We start from the raw sequence: 13,696 nt of genomic DNA, 5'->3' as shown, positions 1-13,696 counted from the left end.
CTTAATAACCTATTGCAATGCCGTCACCTCTAGGATCAGCCCCTCCATATTTCACTTCATTTTCTGCAATCCATATAGCACCTGCATGGCCCATAACTTCTGTAAATGGTTCAAGAATCTCGATTTCATGACCTTTTGATAGCAAATCATTGATGACATTTCCAGTTATACGGGATTCTAATTTTAAAGTGTTGGAAGCGGCTCCCCATGTCCTTCCGTACAAAAACCGTGGTGCTTCGATTGCTTGTTGAACATTCATCCCATAATCAATGATACGTGTTACAAGCATTGCTTGTGTCTGAGGTTGACCTTCGCCACCCATCGTACCGTAAATTAGTTTTGGCTTTCCATTATGTAATAACATAGCAGGATTTAATGTATGAAATGGTCGTTTTCGCGGTTTAAGTGCATTCAGATGATTATTGTCTAATGAAAAGAAGCTCCCACGATTTTGAAGCAACACTCCTGTTCCTTTTGGAATAATGCCTGAACCAAATTCATGATAAATACTTTGGATAAAGCTTACAGCATTTCCTTCATCATCAACAATCCCCATCCAAACAGTATCACCTTTTGGATCGAGTTTCACTAATGCTTGTGGCTTTTCGCTTGATTTAATCTGATCAGCATATAGCTTACCACGTTTTTTACTTAATAATTCATCAATTGGTATATTTGTGAAATCTGGATCGGTTATATAATCATCTCTGTCTCTAAATGCACACTTAATCGCTTCCACTAAGTAATGGTAGTATTCCCCACTCCCCTCTTCTACATTAGATAAGTCTATATTTTCAAGAATATTTAATATTGATAAAGATGCTAAACCTTGAGTATTTGGTGGTAAATTGTAAACTTGATACCTTCGATAATCAACTGATAATGGGTCTACAAAATCGGCACAGTGTGCATGAAAATCTGCCTCCGTTAAAATGCCACCTTGTTCTTTTAAATTTTTAACTAAATTCGCTGTAAAATCACTTTTGTAAAAATAGTCCGCACCAAATTGCGCTATATTTTCTAATGTATCTGCGAGATCACTTTGCTTCATAATTTGACCTGGCTCATACGCATTTCCATTGTTTAAAAATATTCTGCAAAATTCATCAAAGCGCCCTAATGCTCGAAACTCTTGATCACCTGGATCTAAATTGACTTTTGTCCAAGAACTTTGACTAGGAGTAACCGGAAAGCCATCTTTTGCATAATGTATGGCCTCACTTAATAATAGGTTAAACTGCAATTGTCCACCTATTTCTTCTTTGGAATAATCATACGCTTTTTGCCATCCAGCGATTGCTCCAGGTACTGTATTTGCTGCAAGAGGGCCTCGAGAAGGAATTTTCTCAAATCCTTTTTTCTTATAAAAATCAATAGAAGTATTTTCACTGGAGCGACCACTACTATTAATCGCCTTCAATTCACCTTTTTTTGCATTGTAGATTAACCAAAAGTTGTCTCCTCCAATACCATTCATATGAGGATAAACAACTCCGATTGTTGAAGCAGCAGCAATCATAGCTTCAACTGCATTTCCCCCTTGTTTTAAAATAGATAATGCAGCCTGAGAAGCTAAATAATGTGGCGTAGTCACCATTGCAGACTGTCCCATTGCCGTTGAACGGTATTGTAAAGTCATCTCCAAACACCCCTTAGTTAATTTATTTATTAGAAGTAAACTTACCTTCTTTCGCACCCAATAGATGTTGAGCGACGAATTGTAACAATGATCGATCAAAATGTTTTCCAGCTATTAGTGATAGTCCAATAGACAATCCATCATTTGTTTGAATTGGTATTGTGACTTGAGGTAATTCCGCTAGACCTGCTATGGAGTTGATCTTTAATGCTTGTGCTCTTGTTTTTTCGACAGATGAAGCATCTTCTCCTTTTAAAGGAGCGGCAGTAGCTGTAGTTGGTACGATTAAAATCGTATCATTACTTAAAATTCCACACATTTTGAGTATAATTTCATTTTGTTTTCTCTTTGCAGCTTCATAGTCCTCTTTCGTCACTTCACTTGCTTTCTTAAAACGATCAGCTATGGCTGGTGCAAACGGTGGATTGTATTTTTCAATCCATTCCCCATGAATATCCCAAGCTTCTTTTCCTTGAATGGTTTTAAACAAATTTGTCCATTCAGATAAGTCACCTTCTGTAACATTTATGTACGTTTTTTCAAATGGAAGATTTTCTACAACGTCTTTAAGGATTGTTTGATAAGGTTCTTGTACAAAACTCCAACATTGTTCCTCTAACAAAATTTTATCTATTTTAGGAGTTGTCGCCTTAGGTAAAAGAATGTCCCCCACTTTTATAAGTGTTTCTAAATCTCGTGCCATCCATCCCACCGTATCAAAACTTGGGGCAAGTGGTATGACTTGCTCAATTGGTACGTCATTGTGGGAAGGACGCATTCCGTATACCCCGCAATAAGATGAAGGTAATCGTACGGAACCACCTGTATCTGTCCCTATCGAGAAATCTACGAGACCTGCTGCCACAGCAACTGCAGAACCACTAGAAGAACCACCTGGAATCCGATTCATGTCAATAGGATTTACCGGTGTCCCATAATGTATATTTTCTCCATTTAGGCTGAACATCAATTCATCCGTAATCGTTATACCCGAAAGAGTTGCTCCCTCCTCTAATAACATGGTTAAAGCTCTAGCTGTTTTATTGGAAGGGGCATGAGTTTCAAACCATTTAGGATTACCTGCTGTATTCTTGTAGTCTTTTATGTTATAAACATCTTTCACTGCAAATGTTAAATTATCAAGTTTCCCACTAGAATGTGGTTTCAAAGTAAATTCTTCATTTATAAATGCACCATAATCCATACAGCCCAACTCCTATAATTCATTTTATAGCATTAATTGTAATAAATTCTAACATGAATAACATTAGAAAATGTGTAAATTTACAATATCTTAATTAGTTATTTTATACAATTTTCTGAATTTTATATAGAGCAAAAACAAGCCATGAAAATTTTAGAGATTGAGAAATTTTCATGGCTTTCATTTTTAAGATATTATTTGATTATATACTTTCATAATACTAGTTTATAAAGCTTTTCTAAAACGCAACTCGATTTGCTTCAAATTTTTCGATTGCATCTTCATATTTGAAAGTGAGTGCGATTTCATCCCAGCCGTTAAGTAACATTTCTTTATAATATGGATCGATATCAAAGTGATATTCTTTTCCGTCAGCTGTTAAGGTTTGCGCTTCTAGATTTACTTCAGCTTCTAGTGCGGATTGTTCACCTTTTGCTAATAGCTCTTCAATTTCTGGTACTTTTAATTCGATTGGTAAGATACCATTCTTGAAACAGTTATTATGGAAGATATCCGCGAAGCTTGGTGCTACGACTACATTAAATCCATAATCTAAAATTGCCCATGGTGCATGTTCACGAGATGAACCACAACCAAAGTTTTCATGTGCCACTAAGATTTTAGATCCTTTATATTGCGGTTGATTTAAAACAAAGTCTTCAATCGGGTTACCATTTTGGTCGAAGCGCCAATGGTAAAAGACATACTGTCCAAAACCTGTGCGTTCGATGCGTTTTAAAAATTCTTTTGAAATAATTTGATCGGTATCGACATTTTTTCGATTTAAAGGAGTGATTACACTCTTTACAACATTAATAGGTTCCATATTTTACGCCTCCATCACACAGGTACATTCATGATTTCACGAACATCTACAAAATGACCAGCAATTGCAGCTGCTGCAGCCATTGGTGGACTGACTAAATGGGTTCTTGAACCTGCACCTTGTCGTCCTTCGAAATTACGATTTGAAGTTGAAGCACATCTTTCACCTGCAGGAACTACATCCTCATTCATAGCTAGACACATACTACATCCTGATTCACGCCATTCGAAACCAGCTTCTATGAAAATCTTATCTAATCCTTCTTCTTCCGCTTGTTTTTTCACTGAATATGAGCCCGGAACAACGATTGCTCGAACATTTGGATGAACGTGTTTACCTTGAATCACTGCAGCTGCAGCGCGTAAATCGTGTAAACGGGAGTTGGTACAAGAACCGATAAACACGTGTTGAATTTCAATGTCTGTTAACGGTGTACCTTCTTGTAAATCCATATATGTTAGCGCTTTTTGTAATGATTGTTTATCTGATTCATCTTTAAAATCTGAAGCATACGGTACGGATTTTGATATCCCACTACCCATTGAAGGATTTGTCCCCCATGTTACGAACGGTTCAATTTCTGAAGTTTGAATAACTAGCGTTTTGTCATATGTTGCATCCGCATCAGATGCTAAAGATAACCAGTATTGTTTAGCTTCTTCAAATTTTTCACCTTGTGGGGCATAGCGACGTCCTTTAATATAGTCAACAGTTATATCATCAGGGCTGATCAAACCCGCTTTTGCTCCAGCTTCAATCGACATATTACAAATTGTCATACGTTCTTCCATTGACAACTTATGAATAGCGTCACCAGTAAACTCAACGATATGTCCAGTACCTACATCGATACCAAATTTAGCGATGATGGCAAGAATAATGTCTTTAGCTGTTACACCAAAGCCAAGTTCACCTTCTACATGTATTTGCATCGTTTTAGGTTTGCTTTGCCATAGTGTTTGAGTAGATAAGACATGTTCTACTTCACTCGTACCGATACCAAATGCTATAGCACCAAAAGCACCGTGAGTAGATGTATGTGAATCCCCACATACAATTGTTTTACCTGGTTGTGTTAAACCAAGTTGTGGTCCAATTACATGAACTATCCCTTGATCTGGGTGACCCATATCTGCTAATTGAATGCCGAATTCTTCACAGTTTTTAGCTAATGTGTTGATCTGTGTTTTCGCAATCGGATCATTGATAATAGGTAAATTACGCGTTGGTACGTTATGATCCATCGTTGCAAAGCAAAGATCTGGTCGACGTACTTTGCGATTATTTAGGCGAAGTCCTTCAAAAGCTTGAGGTGAGGTAACTTCGTGAATTAAATGAAGATCGATGTAGAGTAAATCTGGTTTACCATCCTCATGGTATACTACATGTTGGTCCCATACTTTTTCTATAATATTTTTCCCCATTATTCTTCACCTTTTTCCTATATATAAGTAGTCATAATACTATCTGAAACAAAACTAGTATCAAGCTCATTTAGTACTTTTTCTGTCCATTCATTGGTTGTAAGTGAACGGCTTCCTGGTGTTGCAAGATCAGCAGTATAGTAGCCATCACTGTATACTGCGTTTACTGCACGTTCTATTTCTGCAGCCTCTTCATGTAAACCAAATGAATAGCGAAGCATCATCGCAACAGATAAAATCGTTGCTGCTGGATTTGCAATTCCTTTTCCTGCAATTTCAGGTGCAGAACCGTGGACTGGTTCATATAAACCAAAATTATCAGAACGAATACTTGCAGAAGGAAGTACTCCAAGTGATCCAGTAATAACTGATGCTTCATCACTTAAAATATCGCCAAACATATTTTCTGTGACGATGACATCATATGCACCTGGGTTTGTAATAAGCTTCATAGCAGTTGAGTCGACTAAACTATGCTCAACTTCTACTTCTGGATATTTTTCTTTTTTCTCATCGACAATTTGTCTCCATAATCTAGAAGTATCAAGTACATTAGCTTTATCAACAGAAGTAAGCTTACCTTTTCTTACTTTTGCTAATTCAAATGCATTTTCAACTATTCGTTCAATTTCAGGACGGCTATATACTAGGGAATCTAACGCTTCATCGTTTGTGCGTTTTCGGGGTTCACCAAAATATAAACCTCCTGTTAACTCTCGAACAATTAGTAGATCTACTTTATTTACTAAATCATCTTTTAGAGGAGAAGATTTTATGAGAGATGGAATCGCCTGTACAGGACGAAGATTTGAAAATAGATCAAAATGCTTACGAATACGGAGCAAGCCTTTTTCAGGTCTTAGTTCAGCTGGGTTATGATCCCATTTTGGACCCCCAACTGCGCCTAAAAGTAGCGCGTCGCTTTGTTCGCATAACTCAATTGTTTCTTTTGGAAGTGGATCTTCATGTTGATCGATTGCTGCACCTCCAATCGTTGCGTAAGCGATATGAAATGTATGTTGAAATCTTTTTCCTACAGCTTTTAATACTTCTACAGCTGAAGCAACAACTTCAGGTCCAATACCATCACCGGGTAAAACCGTGATTTTCTTTTCCATAATATCTCCCCCTCAAATACTTAACCTTTTAACATAATAGATAAAGAAAATATTCTATTAAATTTACTTAAAGAAGCAAGAGACCTTGCTTCTTTAAGATTTGTTTTCTATTTATAAAGCTTTTTAGTTTAAAAGCAGCTTCTTACGCTTTTGTGCCAACTGTTTCTTTGTTTACTTTTTGGCCAACAAATGGCATCATGCCGCGTAGTTCTTCTCCAACTTTTTCGATTGGATGTTTTGCTTCAGATTCTTTAATAGCGTTATATTTTGGACGACCTGTTTCGTTTTCTTCAATCCATTCTTTCGCAAATTTACCGTTTTGGATATCTGTTAAAACAGCTTTCATATTCGCTTTTACATCTTCTGTAATTACGCGAGGACCTGATACATAATCTCCCCATTCAGCAGTATCTGAGATTGAGTAACGCATGTTAGAGAAGCCTCCTTCGTAGATTAGGTCTACGATTAACTTCATTTCGTGTAGACATTCGAAGTAAGCACTTTCTGGTTCATATCCAGCTTCAACTAATGTTTCGAAACCAGCTTTGATAAGATGTGTTACACCACCACATAAAACCGCTTGTTCACCGAATAGATCTGTTTCTGTTTCTTCTCTGAATGTTGTTTCAAGTACACCAGCACGAGCGCCGCCGATACCTTTTGCATAAGCAAGACCGATTTCTTTTGCTTGACCAGTTGCATCTTGGTATACACCTACTAAAGCGGGAACACCTGCTCCAGATACATATGTGCGACGTACTAGATGTCCTGGACCTTTAGGAGCTACTAAGAATACATCTACATCAGCTGGAGGTACGATTTGTTTGTAATGGATGTTGAAACCATGTGCGAATACTAAAGCATTACCTGCTTCAAGACCTGGTGCGATTTCTGCTTCGTAAACTGCTTTTTGTTTTTCATCTGGAAGTAAGATCATGATTACATCAGCTTCTTTAGCAGCTTCTGCAACTGATTTCACGTCAAGTCCATCATTTTTTGCTTTTTCAGCAGATTTCCCTGGACGGATACCTACACGAACGTCAAAACCTGATTCTTTAAGATTTTGTGCATGTGCGTGACCTTGAGAGCCGTAACCGATGATTGCGATTTTCTTTCCTTCTAGTACTTTCTCGTTGATGTCTTGGTTATAATACAATTTTGCCATTTTAAATTCCCCCTGAATTGTTTTTGTTTTTTTGATTTTTATATTTATTGTAAAATCGAAAGTTGCGGTAATGGTTTTACTTGAGCATCACGAACAAATGCTGTTGCACCAGTTCGTGTCAACTCTTTAACACCATATGGGCGAATCAATTCGATAAATGCATCAATCTTTTCTGGATTACCAACAATTTGATATGTGATGACATTTTTGCCCATATCAATGATGGATCCTCGGAAAGGTTCAACAATTGAATTGATTTCGGGACGCAAATTCGGTGGAGCAACAACTTTAATAAGTGCCAGTTCTCTCATAACGATTGCTTTTTCAGTAATGTCAGTGACTTTAATGACATCGATTTGTTTAGATACTTGTTTTACAAGTTGTTCAATTTTTGCTTGATCTTCCACATTGACGATAAACGTCATTTTGGAAATGCCTTGTTGTTCTGTATGACCTACAGTGATACTTTCAATATTAAATTGGCGTTTCATCAATAAGCCAGTAACCCGGTTTAAAACGCCGCTTTGGTTAATAACTGTAACAGTGATTACTCTTCTCATCCTTTTTTCACTCCAATCATTTCAGATAGTCCTTTACCTGGTGCTACCATTGGATTGACTAATGTCAATTCTTTTACGCGACAGTCTACCAATACAGGTTCATCTGATTCGATTGCTTTTTTAAATACAGATTCAACATCTTCCACTTTATCTACTTTGTATCCTTTAATACCATAAGCTTCAGCAAGTTTGACAAAGTCTGGCTGTACAGGCATTAAGGAAGAAGAATAACGTTCTTCGTAGAAAGTTTCTTGCCATTGACGTACCATACCTAAGCAACTGTTATTTAAGATGAATATTTTCACCGGTAATTTGAACTCTTTTAGCAATGCAAGTTCTTGTATTGTCATCTGGAACCCTGCATCACCAACGATGGAAATAACTGTTTGATCAGGATGAGCAAATTGAGCACCAATTGCTGCTGGGAAACCGAAGCCCATTGTTCCTAAACCACCTGATGTTACCCAATGATGGTCTTTTTTAAATTGATAATATTGAGCAGTCCACATTTGATGTTGACCTACATCGGTAGTAATAATAGCTTCACCATCAGTAAGGCGATGAATCGTTTCAACTGCATATTGTGGATAAATCGCTTCATCTCCATCTTCACCATACCAAAGTGGATATTGTTCTTGGCATTCGTGTAAATATTCATGCCAAAGAGTTAAATCTTGAGCTTCAAATGGTTGTTCCAACAATGACCGTAATGCTTCTTTAGCATCAGCTACAATTGGAATTTCAGTAGGTACATTCTTACCAATTTCAGCTGGATCAATATCGATATGAATAACTTTTGCATTTGGCGCAAATTTCTTAAGATTACCTGTTAAACGGTCATCAAAGCGAGAACCAATATTTAATAGTACGTCGCAATTATTGATAGCCATATTAGCTGTAAATGTTCCATGCATACCTGCCATTCCAAGGAAAAGTTCATGATCTCCATCAATGCTACCAAGGCCCAAAAGCGTATTAACTACTGGGAATTTATATTTTTCTACAAATTCAGTTAATTCTTTTGATGCATCAGCTGCTAACACACCCGCTCCAACTAATACGACTGGTTGTTTTGCTTGACTAAGCAATGTTACGGCTTTTTTAATTTGCAAATAGTTTGGATGTAAAGTTGGTTGATAGCCTGGCAAGTTGATTGTTGCTTCTTGTACTGCATCTACATCAAAAATGGCATTTGCAATATTCTTTGGAATATCAACGACTACAGGTCCTTTACGTCCAGTTGAAGCTATATGAAAAGCTTCTTTGACGATTCTTGGTAGGTCCTGAACATTTTTCACTTGATAATTGTGTTTTGTAATCGGTTGAGTAATTCCGATAATATCCGCTTCTTGGAAAGCATCCGTACCAACAACAGTTGTCGCAACTTGACCTGTAAATACAACGAGTGGTAAAGAATCCATCATCGCATCAGTGATACCCGTAACTAAGTTAGTAGCACCTGGTCCAGAAGTCGCAATGACTACCCCAGGTTTCCCTGATACTCTTGCATAACCTTCAGCTGCATGAATAGCACCTTGTTCATGGCGAGCAAGTATATGCTTAATCGGATTACGGTAAATTGCGTCATATAATGGTAAGACGGCTCCACCTGGATATCCGAATATTATTTCAACATCTTGGTTTTGCAACGATTCGACAAAAATCTCTGCACCCGTTTTACTGGCCTTACATTCTTGATCAACTTCTTGATCAGTTGCAGATTGTTGTTTCTTTAGTGGAACTTGTGCATTCATCATTGAACTCCTCCCTAGGAAATTGATTTTTTAAGAAATAAAAAAGCTTTTTCATCCACGCAAAAAAAGCCTGTTGCGTAGGGATGAAAAAAGCTTCCATGGTACCACCCTATTTTATAGTCATTTAAAGACTACCTCATGAATAGATCACTCTATTCTTTACTTAACGAGCACAAAAGAATGCGCCCGTAGCCACCTAATTGCAATGCGTTTAGTAGCTCACTCCGAGGGGATGTCAGTATTAGTTGTATCATCGGCTCTCAGCAACCCGACTCTCTGTAAATACAAGGTTCTAATACCTTTAACCTCATCAACGTTTTAACAATATTCAATTTTAGAAAGAATTATATTTTCATAACGCCGCCAGTAGAAGCGGAAGTAACGAGTTTTGAATAACGAGCTAGATAACCTTTTTTAATCTTTGGTTCAAATGGTTTTAATTTGGATTTTCTTTCAGCTAAAACTTCATCAGAAACATTTAACTCGATTGTTCTATTAATCAAATCGATTGAAATCGTGTCTCCATTTTCGACTAACGCAATTGGACCACCGTCTGCAGCTTCTGGTGAAATATGACCGATGGAAATACCACGAGATGCTCCTGAAAAACGTCCATCTGTAATAAGTGCAACATCTTTACCTAAGCCCCGACCCATAATGGCAGAAGTTGGTGCTAACATTTCTGGCATCCCTGGTCCACCTTTTGGACCTTCGTAACGGATGACGACAACATGACCTTTTTGCACCGTTCCATCATCGATTCTTGCTTGTGCTTCTTCTTGCGAATCAAATACGATTGCTTCACCAGTAAACTCTTTAATAGATGGGTCAACTGCACCTACTTTAATAACGGCGCCGTCTGGAGCGATATTACCAAATAGAACTGATAAGCCACCTACAGGACTATATGGATCATCTTTTGTACGAATTACTTTCGTATTTGTTATTTCATGTCCTTTTACCTGTTCTTCAATCGTTTTACCTGATACTGTAATCCGATCTTTATGAATAGCACCTGGAATCTTACATAACTCATTAATAATGGCACTTACGCCTCCAGCAAGATGAACGTCATGCATAGAGTAGTTTGATGCAGGCATTATTTTCGCTAAGTAAGGGACACGTTTTGCGACTTTATTGATATCTTCGATGTTGTAGTCGATTTCAGCCTCATGTGCAATAGCCAATGTATGTAAAACTGTATTTGTAGAACCACCCATGGCCATATCAAGTGCAAACGCATCATCAATTGTTTCTTTCGTAATGATGTCACGAGGTTTGATGTCCTCTTTAATCATTCTCACTAAATGTTTTGCCGCTTCTTTGATCAATTCATATCGTTCTTCCGAAGTAGCAACAATTGTACCATTGCCAGGTAATGCCATACCTAACATTTCCATTAATGAGTTCATAGAGTTCGCTGTGAACATCCCTGAACAAGAACCACAAGTTGGACATGCACTTTCTTCAATCTCTTTTAGCTTTTCTGCAGTCATTAAACCACTTTTATATGAACCTACACCTTCGAAAACGGAAGTTAATGATAACTGTTCACCAGTTGAAGAAACGCCTGCTTCCATTGGTCCTCCTGATACAAAAACAGATGGTACATTTGTACGAACAGCTGCCATTAACATGCCTGGTGTGATCTTATCGCAGTTTGGTATGTAAAACACACCGTCAAACCAATGGGCATTGATAACTGTTTCGGCTGAATCTGCGATTAACTCACGACTTGGCAATGAATACCGCATTCCGATATGACCCATTGCAATACCGTCATCCACACCAATCGTATTAAATTCAAATGGAATACCACCAGCTTCACGGATTGCTTGTTTGACAACTTCACCAAATTTTTGAAGATGAACGTGTCCTGGAATAATATCAATATATGAGTTACAAACTCCGATAAATGGTTTATCTAAATCTCTTGTTTTAACACCTGCAGCATATAGAAGACTGCGGTGAGGAGCACGATCGACTCCTTTTTTAATCATGTCACTTCTCATGTGAAACGCCCCTTATTTTACTGTAGCTTCTTCGTATACTTTGACGCCCTCTTTTTCAACGATATCACGGAAACCTTTTAAAATATCATTTGTTACTTTACCTGGTTTTCCATCGCGGATTATTCGACCATCAACATTTACGACTGCGATGACTTCAGCAGCTGTTCCTGTTAGAAAGACTTCATCAGCAACATATACATCATGTCTTGTAAATACGCCTTCTTCAGCGACATAACCTCTTTGTCTTGCAACTTCTAAGATGGCATTACGTGTAATACCTTCTAGAGCACCAATATAACCTGGCGGTGTCACCAACTTATTTCCTTTTACGATAAAGATGTTATCTCCAGAGCCTTCAGCAACATAACCTTCGTCATTCATCATCATTGCTTCGGAAACACCAGCTTGTGTCGCTTCTAGCTTTACAAGAATATTATTTAAGTAATTCAATGTTTTCGTTTTTGGACTTAAGACATCGGAACGATTCCGTCTACTTGATGCTGAAACAATTGAAATACCCGTTTCATATAAATGCGGTGGGAATAATGCAAGCGGCTCTGCTATAACGATTACACTTGCTACCTTACATGTAGATGGATCTATTCCTAAGTTTCCAACACCACGTGATACAATTAGGCGAATGTATGCACTTTGTAACTGATTCGCTTTTAAAGTATCTTTCACAATTTCTGTCATTTCTTCAATTGTGTAAGGTATATCTAATAAGATTGACTTTGCTGATTCATATAATCGAACTAAATGTTCATGTAAGCGAAAGACGTTACCATTGTAAGAGCGAATCCCTTCAAATACACCGTCTCCGTATAAAAAACCATGATCATAAACAGAAATTTTAGCATCTTCCTTTTTCACTAAATTTCCGTCAAGAAAAATAAATTGCTCCCCCACACTCTCACTTCTTTCTGTAATGTACAATAATCTGTTTTTCAGCTATTCGCTTAAAACATTTATTAAATTGTTGCTATCATAGTACGTATTCTGAATGAAGTCAACACTATTTTTTGAATTGTCAATTAATTTAGAATTTTTGTAACTGATTGAATGCGTTTTCATTCCCTACAAATAAATATATTTCTTACTTTTGCTCAAAAATAAATTTTTAGAAAAATTTATAAATTGACTTAATTTCGAATATTTTAGATGACATTGTTCCGGTAGTTTTCACACAATTGTGTCAGTTAGCCTTTAGATAAATGATTTAAAATAGTCAGTGACAAATACATTTTCAGGATCATATTTCTCTCTTATTTTTAAAAACAACGGGTATTCAGGATAAAGTTCTAGTAATCTATCTTTCGTTAAATCATTCAATTTCCCCCAATGAGGTCTGCCACCATACTTTTTCATCAAGGATTGAACCCATCTAAAATAATCTTTTTCATCCATGCCTTTATACATATGGAAGGCTAAATAAGCACTTTCTTTCCCTTGTGTTGGGCTTAAAATGCCAGATTCCCCCATCATTGTTCTACATTCTATTGGGAAATGGACTTTGAATGGATGGGATTTTAAAGTGAAATGAATTTCTTGCATACACTCTTGGAAATTTTCTAAAGGAATTGCATACTCCATCTCTAAAAACTTTACATTTCTAGCTGAAGGGAAGATTTCGTAACATAATCCTTCTTTAATACCGGTAGGAACTGTTTTTGAAGCGAGAAGACTAACCCATTTGGTCATTTTCGGTTGTCTTTTGCATAATTCTGATGCGATGAATAATAAACCATTTTCAACTATATTGGTTTTTAAATCTTCTATTTTTTTGGATGTTCTCGGTTGTTTGACGATAGGAATTTGATCCATAATCTTGACTTGTATCTGTTCTTCTCCGGGAAAGTAATACCACTCTACATGCCGATGTTCACGAATCATTGTGCTCCATAGCTGACTTCCTTCTGTAAATGGATAATGCATTGATTGGTATTTTAAACTATAAAGAGGAACTGTTTCGATTGTTACTTTTACAAGCACAC

11 protein-coding genes and 1 other annotated feature are annotated in these 13,696 nt (G+C 37.1%); all 11 genes read right to left on the bottom strand.

The window, feature by feature from the left end:
* Position 1: 1 nt before the first annotated feature.
* Positions 2-1,639, bottom strand: a complete 1,638-nt coding sequence (ggt, locus tag D1606_RS09260; RefSeq protein ID WP_119415726.1) for a gamma-glutamyltransferase — start codon at positions 1,637-1,639, stop codon at positions 2-4.
* Between the two features lie 22 nt (positions 1,640-1,661).
* On the bottom strand, positions 1,662-2,843 hold the full coding sequence (locus tag D1606_RS09255) for an amidase (protein WP_119415725.1): 1,182 nt from the start codon (positions 2,841-2,843) through the stop codon (positions 1,662-1,664).
* A 238-nt stretch (positions 2,844-3,081) separates the two neighbouring features.
* Entirely contained in the window at positions 3,082-3,669 is a 588-nt protein-coding gene (gene leuD / locus D1606_RS09250; RefSeq protein ID WP_119415724.1) for a 3-isopropylmalate dehydratase small subunit, read from the bottom strand.
* Positions 3,670-3,683: 14 nt separating this feature from the next.
* Positions 3,684-5,093, bottom strand: a complete 1,410-nt coding sequence (leuC, locus tag D1606_RS09245) for a 3-isopropylmalate dehydratase large subunit (RefSeq protein WP_119415723.1) — start codon at positions 5,091-5,093, stop codon at positions 3,684-3,686.
* A 17-nt stretch (positions 5,094-5,110) separates the two neighbouring features.
* Entirely contained in the window at positions 5,111-6,211 is a 1,101-nt protein-coding gene (leuB, locus tag D1606_RS09240) for a 3-isopropylmalate dehydrogenase (protein ID WP_119415722.1), read from the bottom strand.
* A 142-nt stretch (positions 6,212-6,353) separates the two neighbouring features.
* On the bottom strand, positions 6,354-7,376 hold the full coding sequence (gene ilvC, locus D1606_RS09235) for a ketol-acid reductoisomerase (RefSeq protein ID WP_119415721.1): 1,023 nt from the start codon (positions 7,374-7,376) through the stop codon (positions 6,354-6,356).
* A gap of 44 nt (positions 7,377-7,420) precedes the next feature.
* Entirely contained in the window at positions 7,421-7,936 is a 516-nt protein-coding gene (ilvN, locus tag D1606_RS09230; RefSeq protein ID WP_119415720.1) for an acetolactate synthase small subunit, read from the bottom strand.
* Positions 7,933-9,690 (bottom strand): biosynthetic-type acetolactate synthase large subunit, encoded by a 1,758-nt coding sequence (gene ilvB, locus D1606_RS09225; RefSeq protein WP_119415748.1) that lies wholly within the window; start codon positions 9,688-9,690, stop codon positions 7,933-7,935. Before ilvB ends, ilvN begins: the two co-directional genes overlap by 4 nt.
* A 76-nt stretch (positions 9,691-9,766) precedes the next feature.
* Positions 9,767-10,013: a binding site (T-box leader), on the bottom strand.
* Between the two features lie 21 nt (positions 10,014-10,034).
* The gene (gene ilvD, locus D1606_RS09220) at positions 10,035-11,702 is read right to left on the bottom strand and encodes a dihydroxy-acid dehydratase (protein ID WP_119415719.1); all 1,668 of its coding nucleotides are present in this window, start codon (positions 11,700-11,702) and stop codon (positions 10,035-10,037) included.
* Between the two features lie 12 nt (positions 11,703-11,714).
* Positions 11,715-12,611 (bottom strand): branched-chain-amino-acid transaminase, encoded by an 897-nt coding sequence (gene ilvE / locus D1606_RS09215; protein ID WP_119415718.1) that lies wholly within the window; start codon positions 12,609-12,611, stop codon positions 11,715-11,717.
* Positions 12,612-12,908: 297 nt separating this feature from the next.
* On the bottom strand, positions 12,909-13,694 hold the full coding sequence (locus D1606_RS19065) for a D-arabinono-1,4-lactone oxidase (RefSeq protein ID WP_233548062.1): 786 nt from the start codon (positions 13,692-13,694) through the stop codon (positions 12,909-12,911).
* Between the last annotated feature and the right edge of the window lie 2 nt (positions 13,695-13,696).

It is taken from the genome of Rummeliibacillus sp. POC4, from assembly GCF_003576525.1.
Taxonomy (GTDB): domain Bacteria; phylum Bacillota; class Bacilli; order Bacillales_A; family Planococcaceae; genus Rummeliibacillus.
Note: the sequence above shows the minus strand (reverse complement) of the source record. Positions and strands in the feature narration are given on the sequence as shown.